At 36.3% G+C, this 19722-nt stretch carries 16 protein-coding genes and 1 pseudogene; 11 read left to right on the forward strand and 6 right to left on the reverse strand.

Translation table 11 applies throughout. The annotated features are described in order from the left end of the window. Positions 1-3: 3 nt before the first annotated feature. Together PBT89_RS14315 and PBT89_RS14320 are read left to right on the forward strand one after the other, a co-directional pair. Positions 4-942 carry a PorP/SprF family type IX secretion system membrane protein gene (locus PBT89_RS14315; protein ID WP_270062452.1) on the forward strand — a complete coding sequence of 313 codons (939 nt, stop codon included), beginning with the start codon at positions 4-6 and terminating at the stop codon, positions 940-942. Positions 943-953: 11 nt separating this feature from the next. Beyond that, positions 954-2561, forward strand: coding sequence for an OmpA family protein (locus PBT89_RS14320; RefSeq protein WP_270062453.1), 1608 nt, complete (start codon positions 954-956; stop codon positions 2559-2561). Between the two features lie 331 nt (positions 2562-2892). Here the strand turns inward: PBT89_RS14320 and PBT89_RS14325 are convergent, their stop codons facing one another. The 4 genes from PBT89_RS14325 to hpt all read right to left on the reverse strand — a co-directional run bounded on the left by PBT89_RS14325 (position 2893) and on the right by hpt (position 5714). Then, positions 2893-3420, reverse strand: a complete 528-nt coding sequence (locus tag PBT89_RS14325) for a DUF4136 domain-containing protein (protein WP_270062454.1) — start codon at positions 3418-3420, stop codon at positions 2893-2895. Positions 3421-3569: 149 nt separating this feature from the next. After that, entirely contained in the window at positions 3570-4586 is a 1017-nt protein-coding gene (gene obgE / locus PBT89_RS14330) for a GTPase ObgE (protein WP_270062455.1), read from the reverse strand. 14 nt (positions 4587-4600) lie between these two features. After that, positions 4601-5173 carry an adenylate kinase gene (locus tag PBT89_RS16815; RefSeq protein ID WP_333474138.1) on the reverse strand — a complete coding sequence of 191 codons (573 nt, stop codon included), beginning with the start codon at positions 5171-5173 and terminating at the stop codon, positions 4601-4603. Between the two features lie 10 nt (positions 5174-5183). Then, positions 5184-5714, reverse strand: a complete 531-nt coding sequence (hpt, locus tag PBT89_RS16820; protein ID WP_333474139.1) for a hypoxanthine phosphoribosyltransferase — start codon at positions 5712-5714, stop codon at positions 5184-5186. A gap of 122 nt (positions 5715-5836) precedes the next feature. Between hpt and PBT89_RS14340 the strand changes: the two genes are divergently transcribed. The 5 genes from PBT89_RS14340 (at position 5837) to PBT89_RS14360 (ending at position 11216) form a co-directional block, all read left to right on the forward strand. Continuing rightward, positions 5837-6997 carry a 5-(carboxyamino)imidazole ribonucleotide synthase gene (locus PBT89_RS14340; RefSeq protein ID WP_270062456.1) on the forward strand — a complete coding sequence of 387 codons (1161 nt, stop codon included), beginning with the start codon at positions 5837-5839 and terminating at the stop codon, positions 6995-6997. A 203-nt stretch (positions 6998-7200) separates the two neighbouring features. After that, complete coding sequence (purE, locus tag PBT89_RS14345; protein ID WP_270062457.1) at positions 7201-7689, forward strand: 5-(carboxyamino)imidazole ribonucleotide mutase; 489 nt, start codon at positions 7201-7203, stop codon at positions 7687-7689. A gap of 495 nt (positions 7690-8184) precedes the next feature. After that, positions 8185-10215, forward strand: coding sequence for a M3 family metallopeptidase (locus tag PBT89_RS14350; RefSeq protein WP_270062458.1), 2031 nt, complete (start codon positions 8185-8187; stop codon positions 10213-10215). Between the two features lie 183 nt (positions 10216-10398). Then, positions 10399-10950, forward strand: a complete 552-nt coding sequence (locus tag PBT89_RS14355) for a sigma-70 family RNA polymerase sigma factor (protein WP_270060223.1) — start codon at positions 10399-10401, stop codon at positions 10948-10950. Positions 10951-10952: 2 nt separating this feature from the next. Continuing rightward, positions 10953-11216 carry a hypothetical protein gene (locus tag PBT89_RS14360; protein ID WP_270060222.1) on the forward strand — a complete coding sequence of 88 codons (264 nt, stop codon included), beginning with the start codon at positions 10953-10955 and terminating at the stop codon, positions 11214-11216. Here the strand turns inward: PBT89_RS14360 and PBT89_RS14365 are convergent. Next, complete coding sequence (locus PBT89_RS14365; protein WP_270062459.1) at positions 11194-12018, reverse strand: hypothetical protein; 825 nt, start codon at positions 12016-12018, stop codon at positions 11194-11196. The two genes, PBT89_RS14360 and PBT89_RS14365, sit on opposite strands and share 23 nt — an antisense overlap. Positions 12019-12195: 177 nt before the next feature. Between PBT89_RS14365 and gcvP the strand changes: the two genes are divergently transcribed. The 4 genes and pseudogenes from gcvP (at position 12196) to PBT89_RS14385 (ending at position 17835) form a co-directional block, all read left to right on the forward strand. Then, a complete protein-coding gene (gcvP, locus tag PBT89_RS14370) occupies positions 12196-15045 on the forward strand; it encodes an aminomethyl-transferring glycine dehydrogenase (protein WP_270062460.1) in 2850 nt (949 codons plus the stop codon). Positions 15046-15171: 126 nt separating this feature from the next. Further along, positions 15172-16230: a 3-oxoacyl-ACP synthase III family protein gene (locus PBT89_RS14375; protein WP_270062461.1), complete on the forward strand. Its 1059-nt coding sequence runs from the start codon at positions 15172-15174 to the stop codon at positions 16228-16230. Between the two features lie 67 nt (positions 16231-16297). Continuing rightward, a pseudogene (locus PBT89_RS14380) lies at positions 16298-16750 on the forward strand (methyltransferase). 230 nt (positions 16751-16980) lie between these two features. Beyond that, the gene (locus PBT89_RS14385; protein WP_270062462.1) at positions 16981-17835 is read left to right on the forward strand and encodes a glycosyltransferase family 2 protein; all 855 of its coding nucleotides are present in this window, start codon (positions 16981-16983) and stop codon (positions 17833-17835) included. Positions 17836-18020: 185 nt separating this feature from the next. On the opposite strand, the gene pafA is transcribed toward PBT89_RS14385, so the two are convergent. Further along, a complete protein-coding gene (gene pafA / locus PBT89_RS14390; RefSeq protein ID WP_270062463.1) occupies positions 18021-19661 on the reverse strand; it encodes an alkaline phosphatase PafA in 1641 nt (546 codons plus the stop codon). Positions 19662-19722: the final 61 nt, after the last annotated feature.

Raw genomic sequence — 19722 nt, forward strand, 5'->3', positions numbered from 1 at the left:
GCAATGAAAAATATAATCACAAAATATCTAATATTTACAGGCATTATCCTTTTTTCTATAAAGGGTATGTCTCAGCAGGATCCTGTGTTCACACAATACATGTATAATATGAGTGTTGTGAACCCGGCATATGCTACAGACGATCCAGGGATGTTAAACCTTGGTGGGATCTATAGAGCTCAGTGGGTAAATGTTGACGGTGCACCTCGCACCGCCAACTTCTTCGCCCACACTCCAATAAGCGAAAGAATTGAGGTTGGTTTAACCGTAGTTCACGACGAAGTTGGAGATTGGATTAAAGAGAATAATATTACTGCAGATTTTGCTTATGTATTACCATTAACAAATAACAGTAAGTTATCCCTTGGTGCTAAGGCTGGTTTAACCACTTTCGATTCTAACACTACAGGTATTGTTCTTCCAGATCCAAACGATTTAGCTTTTCAAAACTATAATGAGACTTTCCCAGTATTTGGTGCAGGTGCTTTTTGGTTTAGCGATAATTATTATTTAGGTGTATCTGCACCTAACCTATTTACCGCTAAGCATATCGAAAATGAGCAAGGTATAAGTGGAATAGGAGAAGAAGAAATTCACTATTACATTACTGGTGGATATGTTTTTGATCTTAGCCAAAATGTAAAATTGAAACCTGCATTTATGGCTAGAGGAGTAAAAAACTCTCCACTATCTGTTGATGTAACTGCAAATGTTCTTTTATACAATCGTTTAGAAGCTGGTCTAGGTTATAGATTCGACGAATCTGTTACAGGATTAGTAAACTTCAAGATCACGCCACAACTTCGTGTAGGATATGCTTATGATTATACTACTACGAATTTTGGAAACTACAACGACGGTACTCATGAAATCATGGTATTGTTTGATATAGATTTATTCGGTTTAAACAAAGGATACGACAAGTCTCCTAGATTCTTCTAAAAAAGATTAATATGAAAAACATTTATAGTACATTATTAATATTTCTTGTAAGCATCGCAGCTTTCGGACAAAGGTCTGAAATCAGGAAAGCCGACAAGCTTTTCGCACAGCGAGCTTACATAGATGCTGCTTCGACCTACGAAGGAGTATCAGAAAAGAACCAGGAAGTTCTTCAAAATCTTGGAGATGCTTACTTCTACACAAATCAGATGCAAAATGCAGCTGGAGTGTACTCAACTTTATTTGAAAGACATGAAGAGATAGCGCCTGAATACGAATTCAGATATGCACACTCACTTCGTGCGACAAATAAGAACGACGAAGCAGATAAGTATTTCGCATCTTACTACGATAAAGATGTAGATATGAAAGAATTCGAAGAAAGCATTGTAGATTCTAGTAATCTTTATATCTATGAGCCTAAAATGTTAGCTGCAGATAATGCTGCATCTTCAGATTTTGGAATCTCATATTTTGGAGAAAATAAAATCGCATTTGCTTCAACAAGAAATACTGCTCGTCCTATCTACCCTTGGAACAAAAAACCTGCATTGGATTTATATACAGGTGAGATTTCTGAAGAAGGTGAGATTAGCAACGTAGTACTTTTCTCTGATGCAATTAATACAGATGAGCACGAAAGCTCTGCTGTATTTAGCGAAGATGGTACAGTTATGTATTTCGACAGAACTAATGAAAAGCGTTTTAAAACTGAAGAAGGTCTTAGAGTTGCTAACATTAGAATTTACAAAGCTGAATTAATTGACGATCAATGGACAAATATTGAAGCACTTCCTTTTACTAGCGAAGAGTTCTCTACAGAGCACCCAGCTTTAAGTCCTGATGGATCTACACTTTACTTTGCTAGTGATATGCCAGGTGGACAAGGAGGTTTTGACCTTTATAAAGTTTCTGTAAATGATGACGGAACTTATGGTACTCCAGAAAACCTAGGACCTGGAATAAACACTGAGCATAGAGAACAGTTTCCTTTTATTAGTGAAGACAATGTTCTTTACTTCGCTTCAGATGGTCACATAGGATTTGGAAACTTAGACGTTTATAAATCTGAAGGTGATTTTACAGAAGCTGAAAACCTTGGTAGCTCTATTAACAGTGCTTACGATGATTTTGCTTTCATTATCAATGAAGGAGAGAAAAAAGGATACTTAACTTCTAATAGAGGCGGTAACGACAACTTATATTCTTTCACAAGAACTAAGTATGTTAAGAAAACCAGACAAATTGATATTCCGCATGAAAATAGAATTTACTTCGAGTTTGATAAATCTGAAGTAACTCCTGAATATCAAGAAGTACTAGATAAAGTAGTAGATATTCTTAAAGATAGTAAAGCTACAAATATTAGAATAGCTTCTCATGCCGATGCTAGAGGATCTGACGAATACAACCTTAAACTTTCTCAGCGAAGAGCTGATTCTACTAAGGAATATTTAGTAAATAATGGTATTGCTTCTGAGAACATAACAACTAAAGGTTATGGAGAATCACAACCAGTAAATGATTGTACTGAAGCAAAAGGATGTTCTGAAGAAGAATATGCTAAAAACCGTAGAAGTGTAATTACCTTTACTACTATGGAAGTTGTTGAAGAATAATTAAAATTAACTTCATAAAACTAAGAAGCTCCGGTATATCCGGAGCTTTTTTATTATAGAAATATTACTGTTGATACTTACTAAATCAGGCTTATCTAATTAATTTACAGCCATCACTATTATCAAAATTTTCAAGCTCAATTTTAGCATAACAAAAGAACCGAGACTTATTTTAAATACCGAAATAATCGAACAAATATTATAGAAGGTGATTTAGCAATGATCTCTAATTAATATTAGAAATGTATTTGAGAGACAGTAAAAAGATGAAATATACCCTTTAAAAAAAACTACTGGTTAATTTTCAAAAGTTTCTTTTAAAAGACTTTAATCACTTTTTGGGCGGATAAGCTGCTAAGGCTTTTGCAAAAACTTTATCGAATAAAGCCTGGCGCTGATCTGGATTTGCATTATAATTGAACTTTACCTCAACTTCGGCTTTCCAAACTAAAGCATCTTTTTCGACGTCAATAAAATCGATTATAAACCGAACATAATCTTTTGGACCACCAAGTGGAATTCCTCCAGAAACCCCTACTCCAACATTTCCACCGCCGCTACCTACGCCAACTCCCAGTGTGTTATTACTTTGCTCCTGAAATTTCTCAGTATAAACATTGATATATAAATCTGGGTTCTCTTCAGCTAAGGCTAAACCTCCCTGACGCGTAAAATGATCGATACTATTGATAATCCTTTTTTCATCAAGCTGACTCATGTCAGTTTTAAAATCTGGGAATAACTGATACGTTTTATACTCCTCGAAACTTGTTTGCGCATCATAATCAAAAGTCGTTCTTGGCGTATTGCAGGAACTAACAATCAAACAGAATAAAAAAAGTTTAATGACTAACTTCATATTTGACAATTTTAAACTACTTTTTAAAATTAAGCAAAAATCGTCCAACTTCTTAGTTTGCATTAAACTTTGCAAAAAGAAGCTTAAAAAATCAAAAATATCTACGAATACAGTGTAATCGATATCGATATTAAATCCAATGAAGTAGTTTACTTCTTGTCCTCTGGATCTTTATTAAGCATTTCCCAAAGCTTATCTTTAAGCTCGGTTAAGCCTTGTTGTGCGACTGAAGATATAAACAAATAAGGCACCGGTAGATTTTCGTCTAATTCGGCTTTCAATTCAGCTTTTAGCTCCTCATCCAGCATATCGGTTTTAGAAACGGCTATTAAACGGTCTTTGTCCAACATTTCAGGATTGTAACGTCGAAGTTCATCCACCAATATTTCATATTCCTTAGTTACATCTTCTGCATCTGCTGGAACCAGAAATAATAATGTCGAATTTCGTTCAATATGCCTTAAAAACCGATATCCAAGTCCTTTTCCTTCCGCAGCACCTTCAATAATTCCAGGAATATCGGCAACCACAAAAGATTTGAAGTCACGATATTTTACGATCCCAAGATTGGGTTTTAGCGTAGTGAATTCATAATCGGCAATTTTAGGTTTTGCCGAAGTGATCACCGACAGTAAAGTAGATTTTCCTGCATTTGGAAAACCTACTAAACCTACATCGGCCAACACTTTAAGTTCTAAAGTTATATCTAATTCCTGTCCATCGATACCCGGTTGAGAATAACGCGGCGTTTGATTGGTAGAAGTTTTAAAATGCCAATTACCACGACCGCCCATACCGCCTTCAGCGATAATAATCTCCTGGCCATCTTCGGTAACTTCATCTATAATTTCTTGGGTTTCGGTATCTCTAATTACCGTTCCCAAAGGCACGTCTACAATTTCGTCCTGCCCATCGGCACCAGAGCTTCTTTGCTTACCTCCGTTACCGCCATGCTCAGCACGCACATGCCTTCTAAAACTAAATTCAAATAATGTCCAAAGGTTTTTATTTCCACGTAAAATTACGTGACCTCCACGACCACCATCACCACCATCTGGGCCACCTTTTGCTACATATTTTTCGCGATGCAAATGTGAAGAACCAGATCCACCATTTCCAGAAGATACATGTAACTTAACGTAGTCTATAAAATTCCCTTCTCTCATTATCTAAATTCGAATTATAATTTGTCGATCACGTTGCTGATTCTTGCTGTAATTTCTTCTACAGAACCTACACCATCAACACCATAATATTTATCTTGTTTCTCGTAATACTCTTTTAATATCGCAGTCTCGTCGTAGTATACTTTAATTCTATTTCTAATTACTGCTTCATCGGCATCGTCTTTCCTTCCAGAGGTTTTTCCTCTCTCCAATAAACGTTTTACCAAAACCTCATCCTCTACTTCTAAAGCAATCATTGCTTTCACTTCGGTGCCTTTACCTTGAAGAGAAGCAGCCAAAGAATCTGCCTGATTTTCGGTTCTTGGAAATCCATCAAAAATAAAACCTTTAGCATCAGGATTTTTATCCACTTCAGCATTTAGCATATTGATAGTAACCTCGTCTGGCACTAGCTGACCTTTATCGATAAACGATTTTGCGGTTAAACCAAGTTCTGTTTGATTTTTGATGTTGTATCTAAAAACATCGCCTGTAGAAATATGTACTAACTGATATTTTTCTTTAAGAATATCTGCCTGAGTTCCTTTGCCCGCACCAGGAGGACCAAAGAGTACCAAATTTGTCATGTTATTTTGTTTACGATTTACGTTTGTATACTGCTGTAAGATTTCTTCCTAAACCATCATAATCTAGACCATAGCCCACTATAAATTCATTAGGAATTTCGATTCCTGCGTAATCAATATTTATACTTCCGCGATACATGGAGGGTTTATAAAATAATGTAGCTACCTTATAATCACTCACATTTTTTTCTCTCAAAATTTTATCCAGCTCTTGCAACGTACCTCCGGTATCTACAATATCCTCCAAAATCACCACTTTTTTACCCGCAAGAGATTTATTAAGCCCTATTAAAGTTCTTACATCTCCTGTAGATTCTGTGCCCTGGTAAGATCCTAATTTTACAAACTGAATATCACACTCTCTTTTGAACTTTTTCATCACTTCAGAAGTAAACATAAAAGAGCCATTAAGCACGCTTAAAAAAACAGGACGCTCATTTTTATAATCTGCGTTAAGCTTTTCTGCGATTTTTGTTATTGCTGTATCAATTTCTTCCTCACTCACATAAGGTTCAAAAACAATATCGTGTATTTTTACCAAAATCTACTTTTTTTTAAGGAAGCAAAGATACGGAATCTCATTTACAACACTCCCCCAATTTCTGCAAGAATAAATAGTACAGTCTTCCTTAAAAATTTATTTTTGCACAAACAGCCTTAAATATGATTAATTATTTTTCTTCAAATTTTAAACTGGGTATTCTTGGCGGTGGCCAATTGGGCAAAATGATGCTTTACGACACACGTAAGTATGACATCCAAACCTATGTTTTAGATCCAAATAACGAAGCGCCCTCCAGAATTGCTTGCGATCATTTTGAACAGGGTGATTTGATGGATTTTGAAACTGTTTTAAACTTCGGAAGAAAAGTTGATGTTTTAACTTTTGAGATTGAAAGCGTAAATATAGACTCTTTAAAAAAGCTAGAAACTGAAGGTATTAAAACCTACCCAAGTGCGGCAACACTAGAAAAAATTCAGAATAAAGCTGTACAGAAACAATTTTATACAGAGAAAAAAATTCCAACTGCTCCTTTCATAGTGTATCAAAAAATCGAGAGTCTTATCGCAGATGTAGAATCTGGCGCCAGATCTTTACCGTTTGTTTGGAAAAGTGCCACGGGTGGTTACGACGGAAAAGGAGTATCTGTAATTAAGGAATTTGAAGATTTACAAAAACTGCCAAATGCTGAATGTATTGCTGAAGAAATGATTCCGTTTAAAAATGAGCTTGCCGTTATTGTTGCCAGAACACCGAGTGGCGAGGTTAAAACCTATCCGGTGGTAGAAATGGAATTTCATCCAACAGCCAACCAAGTAGAATATGTAATTTGCCCAGCTAGAATTGATAAGCATGTTGCTGAAAAAGCTAGAGCAATTGCAAAACAAGTTTCTGAAGCTTTTGAGCATGTAGGCCTTTTGGCTGTAGAAATGTTTCAAACCGAAAATGATGAAATTTTAGTAAACGAAGTAGCACCACGCCCTCACAACAGTGGGCATTATAGTATTGAAGCGAGTTACACAAATCAGTTTGAGCAACATTTACGTGCTATTTTAAATTTACCTTTAGGAAATACCGATAGTAAAGTAGGCGGAATAATGGTAAACCTAGTTGGCGACAAAGATTATGAAGGTGAAGTGGTTTACGAAAATATCGATAAAATCATGCAAATGGACGGTGTTACTCCGCATATCTACGGAAAAAAGATCACACGTCCTTTTCGAAAAATGGGCCATGTAACCATCGTAAACGAAAATATCGACGAAGCCAGAAAAGTGGCCGAGCAGGTTAAAGGAGAAATTAAAGTAATTAGCAGAAGTTAGAAAATTATCAAATCGGTTTTTGTCTGAATTTCTATTTCCTAAACTTATAAACAAATTAGACATAAGAATAAATTACACGTCACCCTGAATTTGTTTCAGGGTCTCATTCGATTTTTCAACGGGGATGAGATTCCGTGTCAGGCACGAAATAACGAAAACAAGAGATACATAAATTAAAAGTTTAGTACCCAAAAACATAAACAATGAGCAAAGTAGGAATTATAATGGGAAGCACCAGCGACCTGCCGGTGATGCAGGAAGCAATAGATATTTTACAGGGTTTTGATATTGAAGTTGAAGTAGATATTGTTTCAGCACATCGAACTCCGGAGAAATTATTCGATTACGGAAAAAATGCTCATACTCGCGGAATTAGCGTAATAATTGCCGGTGCCGGTGGCGCCGCACATTTACCGGGAATGATTGCTTCACTTTCTCCCCTTCCCGTTATTGGAGTACCCGTAAAATCTAGAAATTCTATCGATGGTTGGGATTCTGTATTATCCATTCTGCAAATGCCGGGCGGTGTTCCCGTAGCTACCGTTGCTTTAGATGGTGCTAAAAACGCAGGGATTTTAGCTGCTCAAATTATTGGTGCTGCCGATAAATGCGTTCAAGATAAAGTGCTAGTTTATAAAGAAGGTCTTAAAGAAAAAGTGATCAAAGGCGCCGAAGAAGTTAAGAAAAAGTAATTTCTAGATCGCTGTGCTATTAGTAGTTAGAATGGAGTATTGAGATTGCTTTGTTTCTAGAATCTAGAACATAGACAATAGATTTCAGAAACAAGAGTCAAGATTGAATGATCAGGATATTTACTTTGAATTTAGAATACTGAAATAGATTTCTCCGTTCTGCTTCGCTTCAGTCGAAATGACTTAATGAAGCATGTCATTTCGAGCCTGCTAGCCGGCAAGGCAGGCGAGGTAAGAGTCTAGAAATCTTATTCAACCTCAACATTTCACATATTACTTTTATTTTCTTGCATCCTGACTCCAAAAGTCTTTTTTCTATTTTCTAGCAGCAAAGCGGTCTAATTTCTAAACTCTAAAAACTCTGCCAATTCGTCCGAATAAAATAACTCAAAATCCTTAATTCTGGCAATCAATCTTAAAAACCTGAAATAAAATAACTAATCTTGATTATGGCTTAGGCTTTGTACTTCATTAATTCGAAAAAATTGAATGTATATGAGTACAGATAATCCATTATTGCAAGATTTTAATTATGCTCCGTTTTCTAAAATTGAAACCGAACATTTTAAACCTGCAATTACCGAAGCTATACAACTAGCAAAAGCTGAAATTGAAGCAATTGCTTCAGCTGAAACTGAACCTACTTTTGAAAATACTATTGAAGAATTAGAATTTGCCGGTGAAAAACTAGACCGTGTAACCAGTATTTTCTTCAACCTTAATTCCGCAGAAACCAACGCAGAAATTCAGAAAATTGCTCAGGAAGTTTCTCCATTATTATCTGAATTTAGTAACGATATAATTTTAAATAAAGATTTATTTAAACGTGTAAAAACGGTTTACGATCAAAAAGATCAGTTAGATCTTACGACCGAACAAAAAACGCTTTTAGATAAAAAATACAAGTCTTTTTCTAGAAACGGTGCCAATCTTCCGAAAGAAAAACAAGAGGAATTACGAGAAATCGACAAGCAACTTGCTGCGTTAAGTTTACATTTTGGTGAAAATGTATTAGCGGAAACTAATAAATTTGAGCTTCAAATAACCAACGAGGACGATCTTGAAGGTTTACCGGAAAGTTTTAAAGAAGAAGCTAAAGGTGTTGCTGAATCTCGCGAAAAAGAGGGCTGGATCTTCACGTTAGATTATCCAAGTTATATCCCGTTTATGAAGTATGCGAAAAACCGTGAACTCCGTAAAAAAATGGCGATTGCTTTTGGCGCCAAAGGATTTCATGGTGATGAGTTAGACAACCAAGAAAACGTGCTTAAAATTGCTAAACTTAGGTATCAGCGAGCACAACTTTTAGGTTTCGAAACACATGCGCATTTTGTATTGCAAGAGCGAATGGCCGAAACTCCGGAAAAAGTAGATCGTTTTTTAAATGAACTTCTTGAAAAGGCTAAACCTGCTGCGGAAAAAGAATTTGCAGCGCTTGAAGATTTTGCGAAAGAATTAGATAATATCGATCGACTGGAAAAATGGGATTCGGCTTATTACAGTGAAAAATTGAAGCAAAAATTATTCAATTTAGATGATGAAAAGCTGAAACCATATTTCAAATTAGAAAATGTGATTGACGGAGTTTTCACCGTTGCGAGCAAATTATACGGACTTCAATTCAACGAAACCAACGAGCTTGAAAAATATCATTCAGATGTAAAAACCTACAATGTTACCGACGAAGATGGCAAAGATGTAGCTTTGTTTTATGCCGATTTTCATCCAAGACCGGGAAAACGTGGTGGCGCCTGGATGACCGAGTATAAATCGCAGTATGTAAAAAACGAAAAAGAAGAGCGTCCTCATGTTTCGATCGTTTGTAATTTCACAAAACCAACAAAATCAGAACCTTCATTATTAACTTTTAATGAAGTAACTACGCTTTTCCATGAATTTGGCCACGCGTTGCACGGCATGTTAGCCAATACCGTATACCCAAGTTTATCGGGACCAAACGTGTACTGGGATTTTGTTGAATTACCAAGTCAGGTTCTAGAAAACTGGTGCTACGAAAAAGATGCGCTACAACTTTTTGCTAAACATTATAAAACCGGTGAGCCAATTCCGATGGAATTGGTTGAAAAAATAAAAGAATCGTCTAGCTTTCAGGAAGGAATGCAAACCGTTCGACAATTAAGCTTCGGAATGTTAGATTTAAGCTGGCATGCGATAAACCCAACAGAGGTTAATGATGTTAAAGCGCATGAAAAACAAGCTTTTGAACCAACAAAATTATATCCAGATGTTCCTGAAAATTGTATGAGTACAGCATTTTCTCATATTTTTCAGGGAGGTTATTCAGCAGGATATTATTCTTATAAATGGGCCGAAGTTTTAGATGCCGATGCTTTTGAATATTTCAAAGAACAAGGAATTTTCAGTAAAGAAGTTGCCAATAAATTCAAAAACAATATTCTTTCTATGGGCGGTACAGAGCATCCTATGACGCTTTATAAACGCTTCCGAGGAGAAGAACCAAAACCCGATGCGCTACTTAAAAGGGCAGGATTAATTGAAAGATAGAAGGTGAAAAAATCGTCATTCCGGACTTGATCCAGAAGCTCATCCAGTTGAAAACGTGATGGGATCCTGAATCATGTTCAGGGTGACGACTACTTCAAATCGAAAAAAATTTCAAAGCATACAAACCATTCTTCGGTATAAATAAGTTTTCTTACTTTTACCTGATAATCTCACGACAAAAAAATGTCAACGCATAGCATAGATCCAACTAAATGGGTAGATAAATACTCAGATTATCTCTTCAATTATACAATTGTAAGAGTAAACGATCGTGAGGTTGCTAACGATCTTATTTCTGAAACTTTTCTTGCCGGTCTCAAATCGATGGAAAATTTTAAGGGTGAAGCCAGTGAACGAACCTGGTTAATTTCTATCCTTAAACGCAAAATTATCGATCATTACCGCAGGAGCAATTCTAAAAAAGGACAGGCCGAAGTTCATATTAATTATCGTGACGGTGAAAACGATGGTGACTGGCTGGAAGAGCAGGTTGCCGATCAATTTGATAAAACTGCCGAGGACGAAATGGAAAACACAGAGCTAGGTATGGCAATTCTGGACTGTTTAGAAAAAATAAATACTAAGCATGCGACCATTTTTAAAATGAAAACTATCGATGGTATAGATACCGATGTAATTTGTAAAGAATTCGATATCACTCCGTCTAATCTTTGGGTAATAATCCACAGAGCCAGAACAGCTTTAGCAGCTTGTCTGGAAAAAAACTGGTTTTAACTATGCAGGAAGAAAAGAAATATATTGATTGCGATAAGGCGGAATGCTGCTGTGATAAAGGTCAGTATAAAGAAGCTGACTTGATGGAAAAAATGCAGCTTTTAGAGCATTTAGCAGAATGTCCTCGTTGTAGAGAATACAGCGAGCGTAACACACGCTTAACTAAACTTATCGAGAAAGCAAAATTAGAGTGCTGCTCGCCAGATGAGAAAGAATGCTGGCGTAAAGCTATCCAAGAAGAGCTTAGGAAATCTCACCTAGAATAACCAAAATTAGCACCCAGAATATTGGTGCAGCTTCTACCCAAAAAGAAGAATAGAATTTGTTTTGTTTTGTTCTTGAGGCCAACAACATTGTGATAACCAAAACTACGAATATCGCCAATCCTAGCAAGCTATATTCCACAGCGCTAGTTTTGAATAGTTCTAAACCTACCGCTAAAAAAAGCAAAACACCTCCAAAAATTTTAGTGTTCTTTATTCCCAATAGCTGCGGAATGGTTTTTAGTGAAGCATGATCATATCTTAAATCTCTAATTTCAAAAGGAAGCATCAATACCACATGTATTAATATTCGTTGAATTATAGCTATAATTTTATCCTGAAGCGAAATCTCATAATGATGTAATAAGGGTAACAATACTCCGGTTCCGGCAGCTGTAATAGCTATTACGAAAACTTTTATACCGGCGATATTCCTTAAATTTTGATGCCCTTTTAAGACAGGCGTTGCGTAAAGCAAGGTTAGCATTCCCAATATAGTCGAAACAAAAAGCGTTTTGTAATCTTGTTTCAGTGTAAACCACATTAAAGCTATAAAACAGAAAAACGAGAACACCTGTATAATCTTTAAATTCTCAGCAAGACTGGAATGATGCAAACCGGCAACACTGGCGTATTTTACAAAATTATAGCTGGTAACCGTTCCGAAGAAAATAAACCAAAGCAGGTTTTGATCAACCTCAATCCCAAACTCTAAAAAAGTAACCAGGGTAAAACAAACCACAGCAATCCCGGTATGGATACTGGAATTTAAATAAAAATTAAAAAGGTATTTTAGCGACTTCACCAGGCTAAAATAGGCAATTCTAATTTCTAAATGTTTTTATGGAAATCGAACCTAAAAATTTTAAGCTATAACTCTTCACTAGACGTTAAAAAATCTTTAAAACTGTGTCGCCTAATCTTTAAAGATTTACGATGAAATTACGTAATTTCGCGCCATCAAAACACAACTACAATATTGATGAGAACAGATTCTTTTGCCCTTCGACACATTGGTCCTAAAGAAGAAAATCTTAAAGAGATGCTACAGACTATCGGCGTTGATAGTTTGGAGCAACTTATCTACGAAACAATCCCAGATGATATTCGTTTAAAACAGCCCCTAAATTTGCCAAAAGCGCTTAGTGAGAATCAATACGCCGAGCATATTGGAAAGTTAGCTGCTAAAAATAAGGTTTTCAAATCTTACATTGGCCTAGGTTACCATCAGGGAATTATGCCTGCGGTAATACAACGTAATGTTTTAGAAAATCCGGGTTGGTATACGGCTTATACGCCTTATCAAGCTGAGATTGCTCAAGGAAGATTGGAAGCTTTGCTTAATTTTCAAACCATGGTAAGCGATCTTACCGGAATGGAAATCGCCAATGCCTCTCTTTTAGACGAATCTACTGCAGCGGCAGAAGCTATGGCCTTACTATTTGCGGTTAGAGATCGTAAGCAAAAAAAGGATAACGTAAATAAGTTCTTCATATCTGAACAGGTTTTACCACAAACCATCTCATTAATTAAAACCCGCGCAGAATTTTTAGGTATTGAAATCGTGCTTGGCGATCATGCCGAATTCGATTATTCCTCTGAATTTTTTGGTGCTTTAATTCAATATCCTGGAAAGCACGGTCAAATTTTCGACTATGCAGATTTTGTAAATAACTGTAACGAAAACTCGATAAAAGTAGCCGTAGCTGCCGATATCTTAAGCTTAGTAAAATTACAAGCGCCTGGTGAATTAGGTGTAGATGTGGTTGTAGGAACTACGCAACGTTTTGGAATTCCGCTAGGTTATGGCGGGCCTCACGCTGCTTATTTTGCAACTAAAGAGGCTTATAAAAGAAACCTTCCCGGGCGTATTATTGGTGTAACTAAAGATGCCGATGGTAATCATGCGCTAAGAATGGCGTTGCAAACCAGGGAACAACATATAAAACGTGATCGTGCAACGTCTAACATTTGTACTGCACAGGTTTTACTTGCGGTAATGGCAGGAATGTACGCGGTGTATCACGGTCCAAAAGGATTACAATATATTGCTGACACCGTTCATTATTCTACCACAAACCTTGCTTCTCAATTAGAAAAATTAGGTTACGAGCAGGTAAATTCAGCATATTTTGATACACTTCAGATAAAAGCAGATGCTGAAAAAATAAAAGCTGCTGCGGAAGCTAAAGAATATAACTTCTATTATCCTAATGCTGAAACTGTAGTGATTTCATTAAATGAAACTACTACTACAGAAGATGTAAATGCAGTAGTTTCCATTTTTGCTGAAGTAGCTAGTAAAAAAACTGAAGAACTTTCAGCATTAAAAGAAATTACCGCAATTCCTGAATCGGTTTCTAGAAAGACAGATTTCTTAACTCACGAAGTTTTTAACGCATACCATTCAGAAACTGAATTGATGCGTTATATCAAAAAATTAGAACGTAAAGATCTTTCGTTAAATCACTCCATGATTTCTTTAGGATCTTGTACCATGAAGTTGAATGCAGCTTCAGAAATGCTTCCTCTTAGTAATCCTCAATGGGGAAATATTCACCCATTTGCTCCTATAGAACAAGCTGAAGGTTATCAAATTATTCTTAAAGAACTGGAAGATCAATTAACCGAGATTACTGGTTTTTCTGCCACTTCTTTACAACCAAATTCTGGTGCACAGGGAGAATACGCAGGATTAATGGTGATTAGAGCCTATCATGAAGCTCAAGGCCAGGGACATCGTGATGTCTGTCTAATTCCTTCTTCTGCACACGGAACCAACCCGGCATCTGCAGTAATGGCGGGAATGAAAGTAGTAGTAACCAAAGCTACCGAAAACGGAAATATAGATGTTGATGATTTAAGAGAAAAAGCTATTGAGCATAAAGACAATCTTGCAGCTTTAATGGTGACTTATCCATCGACTCACGGTGTATTCGAATCGGCTATTAAAGAAATTACTCAGATTATCCACGATAATGGAGGGCAGGTTTATATGGACGGTGCTAATATGAATGCTCAGGTTGGTTTAACCAATCCGGGAAATATTGGTGCAGATGTTTGTCACTTAAACCTTCATAAAACCTTTGCGATTCCACATGGTGGTGGTGGCCCAGGTGTTGGTCCTATTTGTGTTGCAAAGCAACTAGTACCGTTTTTACCAGGAAACCCAGTAATTAAAACTGGAGGAGAACAAGCAATTGGCCCAATTTCTTCAGCTCCTTGGGGATCTTCTTTAGTATGTTTAATTTCTTATGCATATATCAAAATGCTGGGAAGCGGCGGACTACAGAAAGCTACCGAACATGCAATCTTAAACGCAAATTATATTAAAGAACGTCTTTCAGATCATTATAAAACGTTATACTCTGGCGAACGCGGACGTGCTGCTCACGAAATGATTTTGGATTGCCGCCCGTTTAAAGAAAATGGTATTGAAGTGACTGATATCGCTAAAAGACTTATCGATTATGGATTCCACGCACCAACGGTATCGTTTCCAGTTGCCGGAACTGTAATGATTGAACCTACAGAAAGTGAAAGCAAAGCTGAATTAGATCGTTTTTGTGATGCTTTGATTTCTATTAAAAAAGAAATTGAAGAATCTAGTGCAGATGAGCCAAACAACGTATTAAAAAATGCGCCACACACGATTAAAATGTTAACCGCAAGCGAGTGGAATTTACCTTATAGCCGTGAAAAAGCAGCTTTTCCATTAGATTATATTGCAGATAATAAGTTTTGGCCTACTGTTAGAAGAGTAGATGAAGCTTTTGGAGACAGAAATTTAATGTGTACCTGTCCTCCTATTGAAGAATATATGGAAGCATAACTTTTAAGATATATCATAAAAAAGGCTATCAATTTGATAGCCTTTTTTTATAACTAAAAACAATTAACACTTTATTAGCAAAATCACATTTAATTATTATCTTCCCTTAATAATTCAAAACGCGCGATGAATATTAAGATCACAGGAACGGGAAGCTATATCCCTAATGTTATTACGAAGAATGCCGATTTTCATTTACACCAATTCAAAAATCTGGACGGTAGCGACTTCCCTAATTCCAATGAGGAGACCATAAAAAAATTTAAAGCAATTACCGGGATTGAGGAGCGGCGCTATATCGATGACTCTCTTAACACTTCCGATATTGCTTTTATGGCAGCACAAAAAGCGATAGCATCTGCTAACGTAGATATTGAAACCCTAGATTACATTATTGTCGCCACCAATTATGGTGACGTTAAAAAAGGATCTATACAAAGCGATACGGTGCCGAGTATGGCCACACGTGTAAAAGCTAAGTTGCGCATTAAGAATCCTAAATGTGTATGTTACGACGTTCTTTTTGGATGTCCTGGCTGGATTGAAGGAATGATACAAGCACAGGCTTTTATCAAGTGCGGCATGGCCAAAAAATGCCTCGTTATAGGAGCGGAATCACTATCTAGAGTGGTAGATAAACACGATAGGGACAGCATGATATTTTCTGATGGCGCTGGTGCCGCTATCTTAGAAGCAAGCGAAGAAACCGGCGGTATTTTGGCGCACGAAACAGCTACGCATTCTTTAAGTGAATCTGAATATATTTATTTTGGAAAATCTAATAATCAGGAATCTGAATCTGATACGCGTTTTATTAAAATGAATGGTCGTAAAATTTACGAATTTGCGTTAATCAATGTTCCCAATGCCATGAAGTCTTGCCTGGAGCAAAGCGGAAAAGGAATAGACGATCTTAAAAAAGTATTTATCCATCAGGCAAATGAAAAAATGGATGAAGCTATTATCAAACGTTTCTATAAATTATTTGACAAAAAAACTCCTGAAGGCGTCATGCCAATGTCTATTAAAGAATTAGGAAATAGCAGTGTAGCCACGGTCCCTACTCTATTAGATCTGGTGATTAACAAACAAATCGATAATCAGGAATTGCAAAAAGGTGATATTATTTTACTGGCCAGTGTTGGTGCCGGTATGAATATAAATGCAATAGTATACGAATATTAAAATGTAGGAAGATACCTACCCCAGTAAACGATTCCAAAAAACATTAGAATTTTTAAACAAGCATGTAATAGCTCCATCAAAGGTTTTAGATCTTGGGATTCAAAACCCTTTTTCTGAAATTATGCGGAAAGAAGGATACAAGGTTACCAATACAACTGGTGAAGATTTAGATGAGAAATTTGATATGTAAAACAAGATTTTGAAGTCGTTACTGCTTTTGAAATCTTCGAACATTTATTGAACCCATACACTATTCTAAAAAAATATAAAGGCAGATAAATTAGTTGCTACCGTACCATTAAAATTATGGTTTGCTGAAGCGTATCGTAGCAAAACCGATATGCGTGATCGCCACTATCATGAGTTCGAAGACTGGCTATTCGATTGGCTTTTAGAAAAATATGGCTGGGAAATTAAAGACCGCGCAAATTGGACCAATCCTGTAAACAAGGTTGGAATCCGGCGAATTTTACGACAATTTACGCCGCGATACTATGCCGTTTACGCTGAACAAAAATAAATTTTCTAATATCACAAGCTTATGTAGCATGGCCAAAATATTCAGGCCAACAAACTAAGATTAGTCAAAACCGAAAACTATTTTATAAATCAATTATTCAAATTCGATAAATCTAGCTTGCTTCTTCGCTTCAACGGCATGCATAAATAAACGGGTTTAAAAAAAACTTCGATTTATAAAATTTATCCTGAAATTATAGAATATCGTAAGTTTACGCTAAAATTTAGCTTTTGAGAATTTATATCGTCATACCGGCACACAATGAAGCAGATTTTATTGGTTTAACCCTCCAATCTTTGGTTAGCCAGACTTTTCTACCAAGTAAAATCGTGGTTGTAAACGATCAAAGCACCGATGCGACTCCAAAAATTGTTCAGGATTTTATCAAAAAGCACCCTTTTATTCAGCTAAAAAACACCACCTCTTCTGAAGCACATCAACCGGGAAGCAAAGTGATTAATGCGTTTAACGCTGGTTTAGCAGAACTGGATGAAAATTATGATTTGATCTGTAAGTTTGATGCTGATTTGATTTTCCCTGAAAATTATTTAGAAACTATCGTTGAAATTTTCAAAAAAGATCCAAAAATCGGAATGGCCGCCGGACATTGTACCATCGAAAAAAATGGCGATTGGATTATCGAAAATCTAACCGATAAAGATCATATTCGTGGTGCTTTAAAATGCTATCGTAAAGAATGTTTTAAGGCTATTAAAGGGATAAAGCCAGCAATGGGATGGGATACCGTAGATGAACTTTTAGCGCAGTTTCACGGCTGGAAAATCCAAACTACAGACAAATTATTTGTAAAACATCTTAAACCAACAGGAGCTAATTATAATAACAAAGCTTCACGATATAAACAAGGAAAAGCATTTTATCGACTAGGCTACGGATTTTTAATTACCGGAATTGCTTCAGCTAAGTTAGCTTTTATGAAAAAAGACTTCGGTTTATTTCCTGCATATTTAAAAGGATATTTTCAGGCAAAAAGATCAAAGGAAGAATTATTAGTTTCCGAAGAAGAAGGAAAATTTATTAGAGACTTACGCTGGAAAAAAATGAAAGGCAAAATTTTCAAATAACAACATTTATTTTTTTGACTACAGAATTGAGTAAACTACCTTAAAGCTAGCCCATGAGTCGTTATTCGGAAACGAATTTTCAATTTCGAGGTAAGCCATGAAGTATTAAACCCTTTGGCGGTGCCAATAAAAAAAGCTCCTGAATTTGTCGAAACTCAGGAGCTTTTTAGTTATTTCGGTTTATTTTATTCTGAAGCCTTGTCCAACATTATCGCTAATGGCTTACCACTTGTGGCATTTGGATATTCTATTCCTAAAATTGCTGCCATGGTTGGCGCAATATCAACAATCTCTGAACGCTCGTATGTTTCACCATTTGGCACGCCAGCTCCAAAAAACAGTAATGGGGTGTGCGTATCGTAGTTAAAAACACTACCGTGGGTAGAACCTTTCCCGTAACCACTTCCCGGATGGGTTACTATAATTACATCTCCACTTCTTTTTTGGTTAAATCCGTTTTGAACAACATAACCTAATCCATTTGAAAAGTTGTTAGCCTGTAGTTCATTTCGAGTATATACTTTATAAACACCCGGCTGCTGAATTAAAAAATGCTCAATTTTAGATTCAACTTCAGCAGGATTTAAATCATTATCTGCCATGTACTCGTAATCAAAAAAGATCTGATTGTTTGATACATTTTTGATAAGTCCGTCACCAAATTTTTCCGTAGAAAAAGCAGAAAAATCGTCTTTCAATTTATCATAATCTAAATCTCCGGTTGGAATTCTATTTTGATCAAGAAAACCACCTACATGGCCGCCACCGTGATCTGCAGTTAGAAAAATGGTGTACTCTCCTTTTCCAACATTTTCATCTAAATAACTTAAAAGATCAGATAGATTTTTGTCTAATCTTAGGTAAGTATCCTCTACTTCTTTAGAGTTTGCGCCAAAGTTATGCCCTACTTTATCAGTACTAGAAAAACTAAGGGTTAAAATATCGGTGTCTTCATCTTTACCTAAATCTTCTCCTTTAATTGCTGCCAGTGCAAAATCCAAAGTGATGTCATCACCATACGGTGTTTGCGGAATCAAGCTATAATTCCCGTTTTTCTTACTTAATTTTTTCAGATTATAAGGAAAAGTAGCTTTGTCTTTACCTTTAAAACCATTCTCAAAATCGTTGTCATCTTCCCCGCTTTCGGTATAGGTTTCAATATCGTAGAGTGTATTCCACTCTTTTAAATATGAATCTGATTTTCCAGATTTATTGAAATCCTTAACCCAAGCAGGTAATTCTTCCATATAATAAGTACTTGTGATAAATTTCCCGTCATCGCCGCCCGAATACCAATACGCTGCATTTGCCGTATGGCCTGCCGGAAGTATAGAACCACGATCTTTGATAGAAACCCCGATAGTTTTTCCTCTAAACTGCGTATGCAATCTGTTTTGGTCTGAAAGTGTCGTTGCTTCTACACGATGTGGTGACATTTTACCTGCATCGGTTTTTGTACCCACCGATTCTACATCATCGTCCTGTGCACAATACACCATTTCTCCCGTAAACTTATCATACCAGTTATTCCCTATAATCCCGTGATTCATTGGGCTGGTTCCTGTCCAAACAGACGTATGTCCCGGTCCAGTGTACGTTGGCGCGTAATTGAAATGATTATTTCTGAAGTTAAAACCTTCCTTTATTAAGCGTTTAAAACCACCCTCTTCATATTTATTCCAAAACTTATTCAGGTAGTCATATCGCATCTGATCGACTACGATTCCTACCACCAATTTTGGTTTTTTATTTTTGATTTCTGATTGCTGTGCTTTTGTAGAGAAAGCAAAAAGCAACATAAATGTTGCCAGGTATATTCGTTTCATAATAACTAATTTGAAGAATGCTTCAAAAGTAAGAAACTTATAAACTTAAAGATTAATTCTA

Origin of the sequence: Zunongwangia sp. HRR-M8, assembly GCF_027594405.1 — a bacterium.
Lineage (GTDB): Bacteria > Bacteroidota > Bacteroidia > Flavobacteriales > Flavobacteriaceae > Zunongwangia.